This window comes from Streptomyces sp. NPDC056883, assembly GCF_042788835.1.
Lineage (GTDB): Bacteria > Actinomycetota > Actinomycetes > Streptomycetales > Streptomycetaceae > Streptomyces > Streptomyces stoeckheimensis.
Genome location: NZ_JBHUBS010000003.1, coordinates 479004 through 495020, shown reverse-complemented (window position 1 = coordinate 495020; position 16017 = coordinate 479004). Strand labels below are relative to the sequence as shown.

General features: G+C 68.1%; 19 protein-coding genes and 1 tRNA gene. 5 read left to right on the top strand and 15 right to left on the bottom strand.

What is annotated here, in order from left to right; all coding sequences use genetic code 11:
- Positions 1-5: 5 nt before the first annotated feature.
- The 9 genes from ACFRU2_RS11315 to ACFRU2_RS11275 all read right to left on the bottom strand — a co-directional run bounded on the left by ACFRU2_RS11315 (position 6) and on the right by ACFRU2_RS11275 (position 4265).
- Positions 6-185 (bottom strand): hypothetical protein, encoded by a 180-nt coding sequence (locus ACFRU2_RS11315; RefSeq protein WP_382970855.1) that lies wholly within the window; start codon positions 183-185, stop codon positions 6-8.
- Between the two features lie 94 nt (positions 186-279).
- The gene (locus ACFRU2_RS11310; protein WP_382970853.1) at positions 280-825 is read right to left on the bottom strand and encodes a GGDEF domain-containing protein; all 546 of its coding nucleotides are present in this window, start codon (positions 823-825) and stop codon (positions 280-282) included.
- Positions 826-830: 5 nt separating this feature from the next.
- Positions 831-1172 carry a SpdD-like protein gene (locus ACFRU2_RS11305; RefSeq protein ID WP_382970595.1) on the bottom strand — a complete coding sequence of 114 codons (342 nt, stop codon included), beginning with the start codon at positions 1170-1172 and terminating at the stop codon, positions 831-833.
- Between the two features lie 12 nt (positions 1173-1184).
- Positions 1185-1340, bottom strand: coding sequence for a hypothetical protein (locus tag ACFRU2_RS11300; RefSeq protein ID WP_382970592.1), 156 nt, complete (start codon positions 1338-1340; stop codon positions 1185-1187).
- Between the two features lie 20 nt (positions 1341-1360).
- Positions 1361-1549 carry a mobile element transfer protein gene (locus ACFRU2_RS11295; RefSeq protein WP_382970589.1) on the bottom strand — a complete coding sequence of 63 codons (189 nt, stop codon included), beginning with the start codon at positions 1547-1549 and terminating at the stop codon, positions 1361-1363.
- Positions 1550-1568: 19 nt separating this feature from the next.
- Positions 1569-2234: a DUF2637 domain-containing protein gene (locus ACFRU2_RS11290; RefSeq protein ID WP_382970586.1), complete on the bottom strand. Its 666-nt coding sequence runs from the start codon at positions 2232-2234 to the stop codon at positions 1569-1571.
- Between the two features lie 69 nt (positions 2235-2303).
- Positions 2304-2501, bottom strand: a complete 198-nt coding sequence (locus ACFRU2_RS11285; protein ID WP_382970583.1) for a hypothetical protein — start codon at positions 2499-2501, stop codon at positions 2304-2306.
- Positions 2502-2583: 82 nt separating this feature from the next.
- Positions 2584-3933, bottom strand: a complete 1350-nt coding sequence (locus ACFRU2_RS11280) for an FtsK/SpoIIIE domain-containing protein (protein ID WP_382970580.1) — start codon at positions 3931-3933, stop codon at positions 2584-2586.
- 2 nt (positions 3934-3935) lie between these two features.
- Entirely contained in the window at positions 3936-4265 is a 330-nt protein-coding gene (locus ACFRU2_RS11275) for a hypothetical protein (protein WP_382970577.1), read from the bottom strand.
- A 156-nt stretch (positions 4266-4421) separates the two neighbouring features.
- Here ACFRU2_RS11275 and ACFRU2_RS11270 point away from each other — a divergent pair, with 156 nt between their 5' ends.
- A complete protein-coding gene (locus tag ACFRU2_RS11270; RefSeq protein WP_382970850.1) occupies positions 4422-5216 on the top strand; it encodes a GntR family transcriptional regulator in 795 nt (264 codons plus the stop codon).
- The gene (locus ACFRU2_RS11265) at positions 5213-5896 is read left to right on the top strand and encodes a YdcF family protein (protein WP_382970574.1); all 684 of its coding nucleotides are present in this window, start codon (positions 5213-5215) and stop codon (positions 5894-5896) included. The genes ACFRU2_RS11270 and ACFRU2_RS11265 overlap by 4 nt, the downstream gene beginning before the upstream one ends.
- On the opposite strand, the gene ACFRU2_RS11260 is transcribed toward ACFRU2_RS11265, so the two are convergent.
- The gene (locus ACFRU2_RS11260) at positions 5869-6435 is read right to left on the bottom strand and encodes a nuclease-related domain-containing protein (RefSeq protein ID WP_382970572.1); all 567 of its coding nucleotides are present in this window, start codon (positions 6433-6435) and stop codon (positions 5869-5871) included. The genes ACFRU2_RS11265 and ACFRU2_RS11260 overlap by 28 nt on opposite strands.
- A 1069-nt stretch (positions 6436-7504) precedes the next feature.
- On the opposite strand from ACFRU2_RS11260, the gene ACFRU2_RS11255 reads away from it, so the two are divergent.
- Positions 7505-8554 carry a hypothetical protein gene (locus tag ACFRU2_RS11255; RefSeq protein ID WP_382970569.1) on the top strand — a complete coding sequence of 350 codons (1050 nt, stop codon included), beginning with the start codon at positions 7505-7507 and terminating at the stop codon, positions 8552-8554.
- A 105-nt stretch (positions 8555-8659) separates the two neighbouring features.
- Here ACFRU2_RS11255 and ACFRU2_RS11250 read toward each other — a convergent pair whose 3' ends face one another.
- Positions 8660-9811 (bottom strand): DNA cytosine methyltransferase, encoded by a 1152-nt coding sequence (locus ACFRU2_RS11250; protein WP_382970566.1) that lies wholly within the window; start codon positions 9809-9811, stop codon positions 8660-8662.
- Between the two features lie 166 nt (positions 9812-9977).
- Here ACFRU2_RS11250 and ACFRU2_RS11245 point away from each other — a divergent pair, with 166 nt between their 5' ends.
- Positions 9978-11186, top strand: coding sequence for a restriction endonuclease (locus ACFRU2_RS11245; RefSeq protein WP_382970564.1), 1209 nt, complete (start codon positions 9978-9980; stop codon positions 11184-11186).
- Positions 11180-11321 (top strand) — tRNA-Arg (locus ACFRU2_RS11240). Before ACFRU2_RS11245 ends, ACFRU2_RS11240 begins: the two co-directional genes overlap by 7 nt.
- Positions 11322-11506: 185 nt before the next feature.
- On the opposite strand, the gene ACFRU2_RS11235 is transcribed toward ACFRU2_RS11240, so the two are convergent.
- Genes ACFRU2_RS11235 through ACFRU2_RS11220 form a run of 4 tightly spaced genes read right to left on the bottom strand, consistent with a single transcriptional unit; the run spans position 11507 to position 15968 of the window.
- Positions 11507-12781 carry an ABC transporter permease gene (locus tag ACFRU2_RS11235; protein WP_382970562.1) on the bottom strand — a complete coding sequence of 425 codons (1275 nt, stop codon included), beginning with the start codon at positions 12779-12781 and terminating at the stop codon, positions 11507-11509.
- Entirely contained in the window at positions 12775-13494 is a 720-nt protein-coding gene (locus ACFRU2_RS11230) for an ABC transporter ATP-binding protein (protein ID WP_382970560.1), read from the bottom strand. The genes ACFRU2_RS11235 and ACFRU2_RS11230 overlap by 7 nt, the downstream gene beginning before the upstream one ends.
- A complete protein-coding gene (locus ACFRU2_RS11225) occupies positions 13491-15062 on the bottom strand; it encodes a peptidoglycan-binding protein (protein WP_382970558.1) in 1572 nt (523 codons plus the stop codon). The genes ACFRU2_RS11230 and ACFRU2_RS11225 overlap by 4 nt, the downstream gene beginning before the upstream one ends.
- Positions 15063-15968, bottom strand: coding sequence for a hypothetical protein (locus tag ACFRU2_RS11220; protein WP_382970556.1), 906 nt, complete (start codon positions 15966-15968; stop codon positions 15063-15065).
- Positions 15969-16017 lie beyond the last annotated feature (49 nt).

Below are 16017 nucleotides of genomic sequence, written 5' to 3'. Positions count from 1 at the left end.
GACGCTCACCGCCCGATCCGAACGAGGACGGCGGGGACGGTGCGACCGAGGCCCCGGCACGTCGGGCAGTTGACGTGAACGGTGGCCCGGGTGCCGTCCGTGGAGCGGGAGCCGGTGGTGATCGTGGCGGTGGCGAAGCCGTCGCAGTCGTGGCAGACGGGCGCGGTCGAAGCGGTTTCGGGCATCATGAGGTCTCCCTTTCGGGTCCGTTGGATCTGGATTGGGTTCAGGCGCCCGGGGCGGCGGAAGTTTGGCGACCGAGGCCGCTCCGGGGGCCGCTTAGCGTGTGTTGCGCCTGCCGTGGCCCTTGGCTGCGTACATCGAGAGGTCGGCGGCGGACAGGGCGTCGGTCAGGGCCGGCACCAGCAGATGACTGCGGTGGCAGTGGCCGACCGAGGCGGAGACCGCCACGGTGTGGCCGTTGTGTTCGACCGGCCGATCGAGGGCGGCTCGGAGGGCCGGGAGGCCAGGGGTCCGATCGGCGCCGGTGACGATGGCGACGAACTCGTCTCCGCCGAGGCGGGCGGCGATGCCGTGGCGTCCGCACCACGCGGTGAGGCGGTGCGCAGTGGTCGTGAGCACCAGGTCGCCGGCCGCGTGGCCGAAGGTGTCGTTGATGGCCTTGAAGGCGTCAAGGTCGACCAGGAGGACGAGAGCACTCGGGTGCTTGGCCATGAGGTGATCAGCTCGGGCGGTCCATCCGGCGCGGGTGTGCAGGCCGGTCAAGGGGTCGCGGCGAGCGGTGGACAGGCGGCGCAGGAGCAGTCCGCCGTGCAGGGCCCAGCCCAGGGCCGGTAAGCCTGCCGCGATGACGTGCGTATCCATCTCGGTCACCGACCCTTCTGGAGGTCCTTGACGAGCAGGCGCAGGACTACCGCGATCACGGCGACGGAGACGCCGGTGATGGCGACCGCCAGGAGCATCGAGACGAGGACGGCGCCGACGACCAGGACCACGGCACCCCCTCCGGCGACGAGGGCGACCACACTGCCGGGGGTGAGCTGGACCGTGGGGCGGGCCGAGGTGATCGGGCCGGGAACCGGGGCGTGGTGGACGCAAGCCATCGGCGAGGACTCGGAGCGGCTCTCGACGTCGAAGGCGGGAACGGGCTGGACGAGCGGGGTGACGATGCCGGTCGGCAGCGGGTTGATCGGGATGCGGGGTCGGAGCATGGCGGGATCTCCCTACTTGGTGATTGGGTCGATAAGTGGGGCCATGAAGCTGTGCGCGAGGAGGTAGCCGCCGAGGAGGATCACGGCGACGAGCCACCAGGGCGGGCGGATGAGCTTGATTCCGAGGGCGGCGACAACGATCAGAGCGAGCCAGAGCGGTACGTCCAAGACGCAGGTCTCCTTCGCGATCAGCGCGGGTTGCAGCGGTGGGTGCGGGCTGCGAGTTCGGCGGCGGCGCGGGTGAGGTAGTCGGCGGAGAAGTCGCAGCCGGGGGCGGTGCAGACGGCCGTGTGGCGGACGCGGCCCCGGCCGTCGTGGTGGGTGCCGACCTGCACCGGGCCGATGCGTATGACGTTGTGGAAGCGGTTCGGACGCACGGGTCTGTCTTCCTTCCTGTCAGGTGAGTTGGAGGGTGATCGCGTCCGCGAGCGCGGGCGGTACGCCGAGGTGGCTGCGCAAGGTGTCGGTGTCGATCGGGGCACCGGTCCGGGCCTGATGGGCGTTCGCGATCTTCTGTGCGTGGTCGAGCAGGGCGGGCGGCACCGATACCGGCGGCGCGGTCGGGGCAGCAGGTAGGGCTTCGTGCTCGGGCGCGGGGTCCGCAGGCGGCAGCTCAGGAGCCCGATCGGGCGCCCGCTCCACGATGGCGTCCGGGACGGGATCCACTTCGGCCGGCTCCGGAGGCTCTGGCACTTCCGCCCGGGCGGGTGCGTGGGCCAGGAGCGTGCCGCCGAGGAAGGCGAGCGCGGGCCATCCGGCGACGAGGATGCGCAGCCAGGGCGGTACGTCGTTCAGGTCGAGCAGGCCGGCGGTGGCGACGTTGGCGCCGAGCGATGCGACGAGGGCGATGGCGAACCACAGCCAGGCGTCACGGTTCTCTGTGTCCGTGCGCATCCGGCGCCATGCGGCGACCAACAGCAGGTCGACGCTGACCGGGTAGGCCCAGGCCTTCCAGCCGTCCTGTCCGGCCGCCGCCGCGAGGTCGTGGAGGTGCGCGAAGGACAGGGCTCCGGCGATGACGGCCTGGATGAGCACGGGGTCGAGGCGGAAAGTGCGGGACACCGGGTCACCTCCTTTCGGGGAGACCGGTGCCGATTCCTGTGCTCCGGCACCGGCAGGTTCGGGGAAGGGTCAGGCCGTCCCGGCGCCGAAGCAGGTCGGGCACAGTCCGGTCTGCGTGGCGCCGATCTCGCGGCGCTTGCGACCGACACGGACCGTCGTGGTGGTCTCGCCCGATCCGTCGCAGGTGCCGCACTTCTCCGGCGTGGTGACTGCGGCGGGCTTGGATCGGCGGGGCTTTCGGGGCGAAGGGGTCTTGGCGGTGGTCATGGTGGTTCCTTTCGAATCCGGGTATGGGCCGGTAGGGACCTGGCGCGAGTAGGTCGCGCCGACCGAGGTGGGGAAGGAACTGCTAGTCCATCGCGGGGATCGGCTTGACCAGCGGGACGGGTTCACTGGCCGGGGCGGTCGGCCGGAGCGTCGGCCGGAAGGCCGCGAGGGCGGGGAGGGCCGGGGTCAGGTGCGCGAACTGGGCGCAGATCTCGGCAGCTTCGTCGGCGCTCAGTTCGGGGGTGCGGATCCGGGTCCAGCCGCCAGAGGAGTCGCCGGCCACCGCGACGCCGGGTCGGTCGGCGGGGATCGCGGTCACGGCTGCGACGGCATCAGGGGCGACGTCGCCCAAGCCCATGTCGGCGGTCTGCTTGTCGTTGACGCGGTGCACCACGCGGCCGGTGAGCTGTGCGCGGAGTGTGGTGGCGCCCTTGCCGAGTTCGGAGCCGAAGCGCTGGCCGCAGATCTCCAGGTAGATGCCGGCGGCGCGGGCCATCTGCCCGAGACGGATCAACTGCGTGACCATCTGGTCCCGGCGTTCTTCGTCCTTCTTGCCCGCGACGAGGAACAGCTCTGCGACCTCGTCCACGAGCAGTACGACCGGCACCGGCCGCACGTCCGCAGGCAGGCCCCACAGGTCAGTGACGCCGTACTGGTCGAGCAGGTCGAAGCGGTCTTCCATCTCGCCCACGAGGGCGTTCAGGAGGCCGGATGCTTCCTCCGGCGTGATCGCGAGGCCTGACAGCCGTGGCGCGTACCGGCGCTGTTCGACCCCCCGCTTGCAGTCGATGCCGACGAGCGCGACCCGAAGGCTCGCAAGCCCCTTGATCAGGTTCCGCTGGTACATCGACTTGCCGGACTGGTTGGCGCCGAGCGTCAGCGCGTGCGGCACCTTCTCGTAGTCCCGGACGAACGCCGCACCGTCCTCCCGCAGCGCGACCAGCGCCACCAGCCGACCGGACGGCTTCCGCTTCGGCATCTTCACCCGGCGCAGGACGTCGTAGCCGGTCATCCGGAGCTCCACGAACCCCGGCTTGGTCTCCACGACGTGCACGGAGTGGACACCCCAGGCATGCCGCAGACGTTCCGAGGCCGCGATCACGTCGGCGGGTTCCAGCCCGGCCGGCAGACGGAGCGTGACGCGCATCCCGGTCGTGGAGCCCCGCAGTCGGCGGACCTTCGGCGGTACCGGCTGGACGTCGCTGCGGCGGGCGACGTTACGGACGAGGAAGGCCCGGAAGCGGGACGGCTGGACCGTCAGCCCGCACACGTCCATCGTCGACCGGTACGTCATCGTGAACCGCGCACTCGCCATCGGCAGCCCGACGAGCGACCAGTACACACGGGGCGCCCGAGCCTTGGCGTAGCCGAGCGCACCACCTGCACCGGCCAGGGGGAGGCCGACCTCCCATAAGGGCGTCAGGTCGGTCATGCTCAGATCCCGGCCGTGAGGGCGACGGCGCGGAACGAGATGCCGTGCCGGGTCTGGCCGTTGAACGTGTTCTCCCAGTCACGGGCCTTGAGGCCGATCACCGACACCGGCATGCCCGGCATCAGGCCCTCGGGGAGACCGGTCTCCGGGACGGTCACCTGGTAGAGGTTGCCCTCCCCCTCGTCCGAGATCAGCAGGCCCACCGTGGAGAGGCCGGCGCCGGTCTCCCGGTCCATCGCCCGCTCACCGGTCTGCTTGCTCACGAGCTTCGGGGTCGGAGCCGTGGCCACGAACACCACGGCGGTCGACGTGTCTACCTTGAACGACGGCATCAATGCCTCCAGCGTTGTTGGGAACAGCCCAAAGAAGGCCCTCCGTTGCCCGCTGTCCTAGGACTGCGAGCTCTTGGATAGATAGTGCAGCGCAGTCCTAGGACTGTCAACAGTCCTAGGACTGTGTTTGACTTGATGGCAACAAGAGAGGTGGAGATGGCGCCGAAGTGGAGAGAGCTGGCCGACAAGCTGGCTGATCAGATCAGAAAGGGTGACTACGCCCCGGGCCAGCAGTTGCCGCACATCAGAGAGTTGGTCGACGCCGGAGAGGGCTCAAAGGCGACCGTCCACGCCGCCTACAAGGCGCTGGAAGCGGAAGGCTTGGTCACCTCATCCCGAGGCCACGGCACCGTCGTAAGGGAGCAGGTTCCGCTCAAGCGACTTGGCATCGCCCGGTACGACAAGGCCAAGTGGCGCGACGGGGACGAGGTGGCGTTCATCGCGGACCGCGTGGCCTCAGGGCGCGCGTACCGCCGCAACGAGCAAACCCAGTCGGTCAGCCTCGTAGAAGCACCGCCTGCGGCAGCGGCCGCACACGGGCTGCCGGCAGGCGCACAGGTCTACGCACGCGCAAGGCTGGTTAAGGAAGGCGATCAGCCGACGCACACACTGACCAGCTACTACCGGCCGGAGCACGTCGAAGGCACTCGCCTGGTCGATCCGACGCCCGGTCCGGCCGGCCGCGGCGGTGGATTCCGCGTGCTCTACGACGCCGGCTACGAGATCGACCACATGAAGGAGCGGATCTTCGCCCGCCCGCCGACGGCCGACGAAGTGAGTCTCTTGCAGCTTCCGCCGGGCGAACCGGTTGTCGAGCTGCACCGGACCACCTACACGGCCGACGGCACCGTGGTCGAATTCGCCCTCGGAGTACACGCCGCTTCGCGCTTTGCTTGGGAGTACGACTTCCAGGTACCGGATTCGGCGAACGACAAGGAAGGCCAGGAGTGATCTCGACCCAGGACTGGGCAGACACCCGACTCATCTGGGACTACCACCAGATGGGGCATGCCCCGCAGCCGTGCTCGGTAGCGATTGGGCTCGGCAGCCACGACCTGGGCGTGGCGGATGCAGCCGTCGACCTGTACCGCCGGGGCATGGCCCCCTTGCTCGTGTTCACCGGCGCCACCAGCCCGACGACGCGCGAACGGATGCCCCGCGGCGAGGCCGTTCACTACCGCGAGCGCGCTTTGGAGCTTGGGGTCCCCAGCTCCGCTGTGCTCGTGGAGCCGCGAGCACGGAACACAGGCGAGAACATCAGCTTCTGTCGAGAGCTACTGCGAGAGGCCGGCATCGACGTGTCCTCCGTCCTGCTCATCAGCAAGCCGTACGAGGAGCGACGTGCGTACGCCACGGCGCGGAAGCTCTGGCCCGAAGTGGAGATCGTCAGCGCTTCCAGCCCGATGACGCTCGACGAGTACATCGACACCATCGGCGACGCCCGACTGGTCATCGACATGCTGGTCGGTGCGTTGCAGCGGCTGTTGGTCTATCCCGAGCAGGGCTTCATGATCAGCCAGCAGGTCCCGGACGACGTGGCCGAGGCTTACGAACGACTGTGCAGGCAGGGCTTCACGAGTCGCCTCTTGCGAGACACGACCGGTCAGGCGCGGAGCCAGACGCGTCGGTGACGGGCGACGCCATACACGTGCTCCACCTGCTCGGGCGTGAGCTTCCCGGCGAGCGGCCCCAAGGACGACACCTCCCGTTCCTGGTAGACGCGGACGGCATACTGCGTTGCTGCCCGGTCCAGTGACGAGATGCCGACGAAGACCAGGACCGGTTCGACGGGCACGTCGAAGGCGCAGTACCGCCCCAGAACCTTCCGTACGAAGTCGGCCTCGGCCTGGCTTGCCGCAGCGTAGGGACGCGGCTTTCCGCCGTTGATCTTGGCCATGGAGTCACCGACCCATACCGAGGCACCTCGGTGGTTCTTGGTGTTGATGCTGAACACGCCGCCAGGGCCGATCAGCACGTGGTCGATGTCGCCGCCGTTGCCCTTCTCGATGCCGTGGAGCACGCGCCAGCCGAGTGGGGAAAGGCGCTCTAGCTCACGGCCTACCCGACGCTCGCCTTCCAGGCCCGCGTACCAGCTGTCCCACTCCGAAGACTGCCGCAGTAACTTCGCCGTCAGCCGTTGTACCTTCGACGGACCTCGTTCGGCGATCATTCCGACGACTCGGGAGCCGGGGCGGTTCCTCGCCAAGTCCTCACTGGGGCTGAGGGGCGGGAGAGACGCCGACCGTTCGAGCCGGGGTTTCGGGACTGCCTGAATGGGGTGCGTTGGCTGCTGAGGGGGAGCCGCGGGACGAGGTGGGCGCGCCGGCGGAGGAGGGGCGCTGACGACAAGCTCGTCCCCAAGGTGACGTCGAAGGAGAGCCAGGGACTCCGCCTCGTACTGCCGAAGCTTGATCGTCACGGCCTTGGTTGCTCGATCCGCCCAGGCAACTGCCGTTCCGTCCGGCAGGTTCACGTAGAGCCGATCCTTGCCATGCCGCTTCCACGAGTGCACCGTCAGATCGCTCATCAGCAGCCCCCCCCCCCATGCATGCCGTCCCCATGCTTATGCCAGCAGCTAACGGCCAGGTCGGCAAGACCGCCGGGGACAGAGCAAGCTGTTACAGGTTTCTCTACCTCATCAAGCACCCGGCTGCGCTCCGCTCCGCCGGGCGGGCTTCCCGGCTCCGCTCGGGGCGACGCTCCTGCCTGCGGCCCGCTCCGCCCCCGCTGCGCCGACGCCCGCCCCTGCAAGGCGGGATAGGCCCAAAGGCATGAGGCAGTCCCCTACGGGCCCGCGGTGCCATCACTCACCGACATGCCTCCGGCGGGGGCCTCCGGCTCCGGGATGGCGGGGGCGCCATTGGCGGGTGCCGGCCCGTGGAGGGTTGAGGCGGGGAACTCCCATCCCATCTGCCATCGACCCAGGACAAGCCGAGCAGACACGGCACCGGGCGTCCAGGTCGTTCGTCCAGTTGGGCGCTCCACCTGGACGCCCGGCACCGCGCCCGCTCCACATACGTGTGGGCCGACGGCAGACGGGATGGGAGTTGGGGGCCCTGCGGCGGGGCAGCCAGCGGATCTTCGCCGTCTCGCCACATTCGGAACCAGCAACCACTACTGTCGCGCCATGGCTGACGCATAGCTCGAGCAGATCGTCAGCCGAGCAGACACGGAGGGTCGGCTTTCTATAGGCCCAGAACTCCAACATCCAACAAAAATGGTGCACCTGCCCTCTCTAAATGAAGTCCGACCAGCTGGGGATATGCTATATGCGCGTACTCAAGAGCTTCCAGCAGGAGGAAGTTTCTGACGCAGTCATGGCAAAGTTTGCAATGGTGGCGCCAGTCCTCGAAGCCACACTCTATTCAGTTGCCATGGATCGCGTTCAGCGGCTGGGTGGATATCCGGCTTGGACGCTACAGGACCTTGCCAGGGAATTCAGGGAAGGATTCGGTGACGCCGGAATCTGCTTTGAATTGGCAGTACATGAGGCCATCGCCAATCGCAACAGCCTGATTTGGCCTCTCGCGAGCGAGGTCCTGGAGGGATTCTGCGGGATCTCGGGGGGCGCTAATTCTATCCTCTTCGGCCCGGAGAAAGAGGGGAGGATTCCCATCCTTGAATCAATCCAGGATTCCCTGACCGACGATTCGCGAGTATACGTCGGAAACCGAGGTCAGCCACCAAAGCTGAAGCGCTACATTCCGCAAATCTTCCGGGCATTCCATCGACACGAGGACAGGAACACCCTTCCCCGATCGATCAATGGGCTATGGAAGGCTGACCTATTCATCGGAAATCCCTCAGTCGACCGCTGGGTAGGCACAACTGTAAAGGTGAAGCCGGGTGCACTGGAGAGCGCCCAGGGACTGCGGGTGGGGATCTACCCTAAAGCCAACGAAGCCGACGTCCCGAGAAGGGATGAAAAGCTCAACCTCATCCGCCTACCGCTGCCCTACGATTCCGCTTTCATGGAGCTCTACTATAAGAGTTTCTATCTCGTGCGAGCGTTCCTGAAGAGTGATGCGCGGGTTCCGCCACCGGTACAACTACCAGATGCAGAGGACCGGTTCATCGTAAAGGAACTCGAAAGCCGGAGACAGTTCCCTATCCTCGATGTACTGTCCGTAATTCGCGAGATGGCTCAGCAATCTCTACTGCACTCTGAATCCATTGCAACCTTGACGCCGACCGCCTCGCTGTCACAGGAGTACGGCCTCACCGATTCTCCGGAAACCGGCATTGGATCGGAGTCCATCTCGATTTCGCCGGCGGCGATAACTGACTAGTCGTTTGACGGCTTAGCGAGAGGGCCTGGGGGTGACCTGGGCCCTCTCAATGCTTGGCAACGGTGTCATCTTTAGGCCTACAGCCCCCTACTATCCTTGGAGGTCTCAGGTAGCCAGCCGATGATGAATGGCCTCGGCCACAGCACGCGCCAGCCCCACAGGCACCGCGTTGCCGATCTGTCGCGCGATCTCGATTTTTGTCCCATGCCAGAGGTAGTCCTCGGGGAAGCCCTGTATGAGTGCGGCCTCGTAATGCGTAATGGGGCGGTCCTCCAAGGGGTGGAGATAGCGACCCTTTTCTGGCTTGTAGAACTCGGTGCGGATTGTGACAGACGGCTGCCCAAGTCGAAGGCGACCCATCACATCTCCAGAGCCATTGTGATGCCTGTCCCAGCTCTCCGTACCGAGGTACACGATCCTGCCACCGACCTCGGCCTCCACACCGCGGAGGTTTACCCTGTTGCCCCCTGCCGGAATTGCTTGATACCGGGCCAACGAGAGAGCCGTCGGATTCCGGCCGATGTGAATCTCTCTCGTATAGAAAGGCCCGGCGATGTTGCCGGCTCCTTGGCGATCAGGAAGGAACGTTCCACTGATCTTCAGTGCCGCGGACCGCTCGAAGACCAAATCAACTGGAACCCAGGGTAGGAGCCGGGGCTCCGCATCAAACAGGAGCAGGCCATCGGTTCGGGCTGGCACCTTCGCATGTGTCGGGGCGGGCAGGGTGATCGCTTTCCCGACCGAACGGTGCGTCCCAATCACGATAGCGCGCCTACGCGCCTGAGGAACTCCGTAGTCCGCAGAATTCAGGATGCCCTCAGCCAGGGTGTAGTCCGCGAGAGGACCTCTTGGCTGGACGGCCTCCTGGAGCCGCTCGTACTCATAGGATTTGAAGAATAGGTCGACGTTCTCCAGGGCGAAGGCCTTTGGGCGCACCTGGCTCACAATCCTGGCGTATTGCTCCCACAGGGAGTTTCGCGGATCAAAGGTATCCCCCTTCCCCAGGCCCGAGAAACCCTGACAGGGCGGCCCGCCAGTGATGACGTCGATGCCACCCTCGAAGTCGTACGCGTCGAACTTCTCTATGTCGACGCACATCACCTTGGCGCCCACGTGGTTGGCCTGGAAGGTGGCAGCTGCCGCAGGGGCATATTCCACGGCGGCAACGGTGGAGAAGGCGTGCTCACGAGCGTGCCCCGTCGTGGAGAACGAACGGAACCCTTCACTGAACCCCCCGCAGCCTGCGAAGAGGTCCATCACGCGCAGTGGTCGCATCAACCATCCCTCAAGATCACCCGGCGGTACCCGGGGGAATCCTACGCAACAGCACTGACAGCTAAGGCTCGTTCGCCTTTGCCGGGCACCGCAGCAGACGAGCCAGCGACCGCCCGGACTGTCAGTGCAGGGTGGTAGACCATGAAGCATGACCCTCCCTGTCGCTCCTGAACCCCACGTGCCCTTCGCAGACCTGCCGTCCGCTGACCTTGTGGTCGACAAGCTCTACGCAGGTGGGGCGAAGGGCAACACCGGCGACGACCCGATGTCCAAGCTGATAAAGGGAGTTGGCAACCAGGGCGGCTTCAGGTACGCCGGCTCGCCAGCCAAGGGAACAGTGCGCTTGGTCGTGCTGTACACCAGCGGCGAGGACGTCGACTGGCCTGACCACCTTGACGTGCAGACGGGCACCTTCACCTACTACGGCGACAACAAGAGGCCGGGCCAGGGGCTACACGAGACCAAGCGGTCGGGCAACTCCCTGATGAGGGACGCGTTCGAGGCGTCCTACAGGACCCCCACGGAGCGCGCTAGCGTCCCACCCTTTCTCCTCTTCGAGAAGTCGGGAACGTCAGGCCGGTCGGTCAGATTCCGTGGCCTGCTGGCCCCCGGTGGGCCAACCATGACATCTGACGAAGAGCTGGCAGCGATCTGGAGGGCAACTGGAGACAAGCGATTCCAGAACTACCGGGCGCGCTTCACCGTGCTCGACCACCCCCTGATCCCCCGCACCTGGATCCAGCAGCTACTCGACGGAGGGGGCCCTCTGGGCGGAGACTGCCCCGACGTGTGGCGGACCTGGGTCGAGAGCCGCGTGTACCGGCCCCTGCTGGCACCTTCCACCACCGTCATCCGCTCGAAGGCTAACCAGCTCCCTGATGACCCCGCCGGTCGGGCGATGCTGGAAGAGATCCGCGAGTACTTCCGCGGACGCGAGCATGACTTCGAGGCCTGCGCAGTTGCCATCTGGCGGCTGATCGCCCCGAGCACGGGAGCGGTAGACGTCACCCGCCCGAGCCGGGACGGCGGGCGAGACGCGGTGGGCATCTACGTGCTGGGCCCGGTGGCGAACCCCATCGCCATCGACTTCGCACTTGAAGCCAAGTGCTACGCAACAGACAGCTCGGTCGGCGTACGCGAGGTTTCCCGGTTGATCTCACGGCTCCGGCACCGCAACTTCGGTGTGCTGGTCACGACCTCGTTTTTCAACAAGCAGGTGCAGGACGAAGTCCATGAAGACGCCCATCCGATTGCACTGGTCTGCGGGCGGGACATCATCGATGTGCTGCGGCAGCACGGACGGACGACAGTGGACTCCGTTCGGGAGTGGCTCAAGCAGAGCTTCCCTCAGCCGTAGTCCATCGTTGGCCGCGGCCCATTCGTGGACTAGCGAGTGCCTTCAGCCGGTCTACCAGCCCCTGACCTGCTGCAACGTGTAGGACGCACGGGGCCTCCGGAGCCGTGTGCGCAGGTTCGAATCCTGCCGGGGGCACTTCGCAAGGAGTGCCCAAAGACCCCGCCGTCAGCGAGTTCGCTGAGACGGGGTCTTCGCGTATGTGCTGCCAACTGCCGCGCTGTGCAGTCGTAGGGCGCGTCTCGTGGGCGAGAAGGGGGTGGCCCCCCGCAAGGGCGAAGAACTCTGGCAGGGGGCCGTGTCTGTGCGCGGGTCGGGGTGGGTCAGCCGCGGAGGGCGTCGGCCGGTTGTACGGAGGCGGCGCGTCGGGCGGGGTAGATGCCCGCCACGACGCCGGTTGCCAGGCCGATGAGCGGGGCGGTGGCCAGGGTCACCGGGTGCATGACCGGTGTCCAGTCCCTGACCAGCGCGACCACCAGGACGGCCAGCGTGCCGATGGACGTGCCGATGAGTCCGCCGAACGCGCCCAGCGTGCCCGACTCGGCGAGGAACTGGGCGGTGACGTGGCGCCTCTGGGCGCCGAGGGCGCGGCGCAGGCCGATCTCCCCGGTGCGTTCCAGGACCGCCACGAGGGTGGTGTTGGCGATGCCGACCGCTCCGATGACCAGGCACACTCCGGCGAGCAGCAGGAAGAGCTGTTCGAGGTCGGAGGTGACCGAGGTGCGCAGGCTCTTCGGGTCGGGCGGCGGAACCGCCTTGAGGTACTCCGGGTGGTCGGGGCGCAGTGCCGTGGGGGCTTCCGCCGCCACCTGACGGGCGGCGCCCAGGTCGGTGGCGATGAGCATCCTCGCGCCCTCGGCGGGCCGCCCCCACATCTCGACCGCGGTGGTCTGCGGTACGAGGACCGAGAGCAGTACGTCCGGCTGGCGCTCGACGTCCTCGACGATGCCGAGGACCGTGAACGGCTGCCCCCCGATGAAGATCGCCGGTTCGGTCTCCAGCGTGGTGATCCCCAGACGGGCGGCGATGCCCGAGCTGATCACGGTGACGCGCTGGCGGGCACCGGCGTGGAACTCGTCGTAGAGCCTGCCCTGGGAGAGCCGGGGTTCGGCCGCGCGCAGGGCGGCCGGAGCGGCGGCCACCACGCTGAGGGCCTCTCCCCCGCTGCCGCCCACCGGGGCGGCGGTGACGGCGAGTTCGGCGGCGCTGCGCCGGGGCTTGACCGTCCACAGCACGCCGGCGTGCCGCACCCCGTTGAGCCGCTCGACGCGGTCCGTGGCGTCGTCCGGGAACGCCGGGTCGGCGAACTTGTCCTGTTCGTGGGCGATGTCCTCGACCGTCACCTCGGTCGCGGAGAGCACGTTGAAGCGGTCGTCGATCTGCGAGGAGGCGGTGGCGGTCAGGCCGAGCACCGCGACGAAGGCGCCGACGCCCAGGACCGTGCCGAGCATGGTGAGCGCGGAGCGGGCCGGGCGCTGCAGCATCCCGGCCAAGGCCTCGGCCAGCAGGTCCCGTGGCGCGAACAGGGAGCGTCCGAGGTCGGGGTGGGGGGAGGCTTCCGGTACGGCTTCCGGTGCCCTTCGGATCCGGCTCAGCATGCGCTCACCTGCTCGCTCTCGCTCATGGAGCCGTCCCGGATGGTGATGGTCCGCCGGCCGCGGGCGGCCACGGCCAGGTCGTGGGTGATGAGGACGACCGTGATGCCCTCGGCGTTGAGGGTCTCCAGGAGCTGGAGCACCGCCTCGGCGTTGCCGGAGTCGAGGTTTCCCGTCGGCTCGTCGCACAGGAGCAACGAGGGCCGGGCGGCCAGGGCCCGCGCGATGGCCACGCGCTGGCGTTCGCCTCCGGACATCCGGGTGGGAAGCGCGTCCGTCCGGTGCCCGAGGCGAACCCGGGCCAGCGCTTCGCGAGCCCTCTCGGGACGCTCGCGGCGCGGGACGTCGCCGTAGACCATGGCGAGTTCGACGTTCTCGCGGGCGCTGCGGTGCGGCAGCAGGTGGAACGCCTGGAAGACGAATCCGATGCGGCGGCCGCGCAACGTGGTGCGCTGGGTGTCCTTGAGCCGGCCGGTGTCGATGCCGTCGAGCAGGAAGCTGCCCGTGGTGGGGGTGTCGAGCAGTCCGGCGATGTTCAGGAAGGTGGACTTGCCCGATCCGGAGGGGCCGACGACGGTGATGAACTCGCCCTTGCGGACCACGAGGTCGCCGGGGCGGAACGCTTCCACGGGCGGCGGCCCCGGATAGGTGAGGCCGACCTGCCGGAATTCGATGACGGGCGGCACGGACGGGGCCGGGGACGGGGACACGGTCATCCGGCGCCTCCCGGCGCGGCGACGTCGGCCCGGACCCCGGTCACCACCCGGGCGCCCTCGCGGAGGGCCCCGTCGTCCACGGGGGTGACCTCGACATGGCCGTCGCCGGTGGTGCCGGGCTTCACCCGGACCCGGCGCTGCTTGCCGTCGTCCTCGAGCACGGTCACCACGGTGGCACCGTCGGCGCCCGCCGACACCGCCGAGACGGGGACGACGAGGACCTTGCCGCCGGTCGTGGCGGCCAGGACGGTCAGGCGGACGTTCTGCCCGGTCCATTGGGCCTCCAGCGGCCGGCCGGGTGCCAGCACCATCAGGTAGCCGTCCGCGTCCGCCTGCCCACCGGCCTGCCCGGCGGCCGGCTGCCCGTCCTGTGCGCCGGCAGCGGTACGCGGCATCGTGCGCGCGGTCGCGATGGACCGTACGGAGGCGTCGGCGGTGGCCCCGTCGGCCTCCGAGAGGAGCTCCGCCTTCTGGTCCGCCCGGATCAGGCCCTTCTGGTGGTCGGGCACATAGGCGTGCACCACCAGGGGACCTGCGGCAACGGTCATCACGGCTCCCTGCACCTTCCCGCCGAGCCGCACGGGAAGGTCCTGCACCCGGGCGGGGAAGCTCTCCAGGAACGTCACCTCGCCGGACGGGACCATGGGGCCGGAGGCCGCCTTCGCGGCGATGAGGCCTTCGCGCGCGGTGGCCAGGTCCTCCCGGGCGCGGTCGACCGATTTGCGCAGCGGCGCCAGGTCGCGAGCACCGCCATCGGCCTTCCCGGATGTTCCGGATGTTCCGGATGTTCCGGATGTTCCGGCGGTCGAGCCCGTACGGGAACCCGAGCCCGAACCGGCGCCGGACTCTGCGGACTTCAGCGCGTCCTTGGCGTCGTCCAGGGCCCGTTCGGACGAGGTCACCTGTGCCTCGGCCGTGGTGACGGCGGCCGATCCCTCGGCTCCGCCGACCGGGACGGGTTCGTACCCGGCCGCCTCGTACAGCTTGGTGACCGCCGCCTTCGTGCCCTCGCCGAAACGCCCCCGGTTGTCGGGGGAGGTGGAGTGGCCGAGCTTCTGGAGCGCGTCCTGGAGCTGGCCCACATCACTGCCCTGGGCACCGGGCTTGAGGTCGCGGTAGAGCGGAACGGTGCCCTGGAGCGCGATCACCGGACGGCCGGAGACCTCGACCAGCAGGCGGCCCGCGCTCACCTCGTCCCCTGCCTTCAGCGGCAGCTTGGAGACCGTGGGACTGCCTCCATCGGCCGAGCCCCCGCCGGGGGTGATCTCCACGCTCTGGCCTGCGACCACGGTGCCGCGGAGGACCAACGAGGAGGCCAGCGCCCGGTATTCGACCGGAGTGGTGATCACGGACGGCGCGGGAGGCCGGGAGTCCGCCGCGGCCTGGGCGGGCGACTTGATCAGCAGGGAGGCTCCGAAGCCCGCACCGGTGAGCGCGACCGCGCCCACCGCGATCAGGGCGAGCGAGCGGCGCCTGATCCGTACGCCGTCACCACCTTTGCCGGTGTTGCCGGTGTTGGCGTGGGCCGCCCCGGCCGCGTCCACCGAGGGCTGTTCGTCGTTCTGCATTCAGTTCGCCAATGCCTCGTTGGCCGACTTGATGACCGCGCCCTGATCCCTCTTGATTTCGGCGAAACCGGCGGCGTTCTGCTCGATGTACTCGTTCTGGATCTTCGTTTCGGCGCGGACCAGGACGGTGGCGAGTTTCGTTTCCTGCTTGCACTGCACGTCGGCCTTGGCCACGGCCTTCTCCTCCGGTGATGCGGAGGTCCCCTGGGCCGCGTACTTCTCGGCGGGCTGGAGGAAGGCGGTGTGCTGGTAGCCGGACTTCTTCATGCAGGCCACCCATTCGTCCTGCGTCTTCTTGAACTCCGGCGTCGCCAGGGCCTTTCCGAAGGAGGAGTAGTCGATGCTGAGCAGCCCGATCTTGCCCTTCGAGGGGTCCTGCACCTTGTCGAGCCCCAGCTTGCGGCTCGCCTCCCCGATGCAACCGCCCTGAGGGATGTCCTTGCCCGCGTAACTGCCGCCCGCGTCGGCCTTGCCGCCCTTGGCGCCGTAGACCATGTAGGCCTCGGGCGGGAGCTTGGCCCCGCTGGACACCGCGCCTTCGGCGTGCTCCTTGTCGCCCGGCGACGGGATCACGTGATAGCCGTACTCGGCGGCGACCTTCTCGCCGACCACGCCGTACCGACGGTTCACGATCTTGGCCGGCTCGGCCCTTCTGACGGGCCAGTCGAAACCGAACCGCTTCATGCAGTCGGAGGCCAGGGCGGAGTGAGCCGTGTCGACCACCGCCTGCTGCTCGGCAGTGAAGAGGTAGGCGGACACCGGGAGGACGATGTCGGCCTCCGTGACGACATCCCGGACAGCAGCACCGCCACCGCCTGCGCGGGCGCCTTCCCGACCGCCCTCCGAACAGCCGGTGAGCAGCAGCGTGCCGACCCCGGCGGCGATGACGAGACGCGTATAACGCAAGGGAACCCCTGGATAGAGTGGATGTGCGCGGTGGGGCGGAATTGGCCTC

Coding starts and splice junctions, on each gene's coding strand:
- ACFRU2_RS11245 (WP_382970564.1), top strand. CDS start 9,978: ATGACCCTCCCTGTCGCTCCTGAACCCCACGTGCCCTTCGCAGACCTG.
- ACFRU2_RS11305 (WP_382970595.1), bottom strand. CDS start 1,172: ATGCTCCGACCCCGCATCCCGATCAACCCGCTGCCGACCGGCATCGTC.
- ACFRU2_RS11225 (WP_382970558.1), bottom strand. CDS start 15,062: ATGCAGAACGACGAACAGCCCTCGGTGGACGCGGCCGGGGCGGCCCAC.
- ACFRU2_RS11275 (WP_382970577.1), bottom strand. CDS start 4,265: ATGCCGTCGTTCAAGGTAGACACGTCGACCGCCGTGGTGTTCGTGGCC.
- ACFRU2_RS11270 (WP_382970850.1), top strand. CDS start 4,422: ATGGCGCCGAAGTGGAGAGAGCTGGCCGACAAGCTGGCTGATCAGATC.
- ACFRU2_RS11250 (WP_382970566.1), bottom strand. CDS start 9,811: ATGGACCTCTTCGCAGGCTGCGGGGGGTTCAGTGAAGGGTTCCGTTCG.
- ACFRU2_RS11285 (WP_382970583.1), bottom strand. CDS start 2,501: ATGACCACCGCCAAGACCCCTTCGCCCCGAAAGCCCCGCCGATCCAAG.
- ACFRU2_RS11230 (WP_382970560.1), bottom strand. CDS start 13,494: ATGACCGTGTCCCCGTCCCCGGCCCCGTCCGTGCCGCCCGTCATCGAA.
- ACFRU2_RS11235 (WP_382970562.1), bottom strand. CDS start 12,781: ATGCTGAGCCGGATCCGAAGGGCACCGGAAGCCGTACCGGAAGCCTCC.
- ACFRU2_RS11260 (WP_382970572.1), bottom strand. CDS start 6,435: ATGATCGCCGAACGAGGTCCGTCGAAGGTACAACGGCTGACGGCGAAG.
- ACFRU2_RS11280 (WP_382970580.1), bottom strand. CDS start 3,933: ATGACCGACCTGACGCCCTTATGGGAGGTCGGCCTCCCCCTGGCCGGT.
- ACFRU2_RS11315 (WP_382970855.1), bottom strand. CDS start 185: ATGCCCGAAACCGCTTCGACCGCGCCCGTCTGCCACGACTGCGACGGC.
- ACFRU2_RS11310 (WP_382970853.1), bottom strand. CDS start 825: ATGGATACGCACGTCATCGCGGCAGGCTTACCGGCCCTGGGCTGGGCC.
- ACFRU2_RS11255 (WP_382970569.1), top strand. CDS start 7,505: ATGAAGTCCGACCAGCTGGGGATATGCTATATGCGCGTACTCAAGAGC.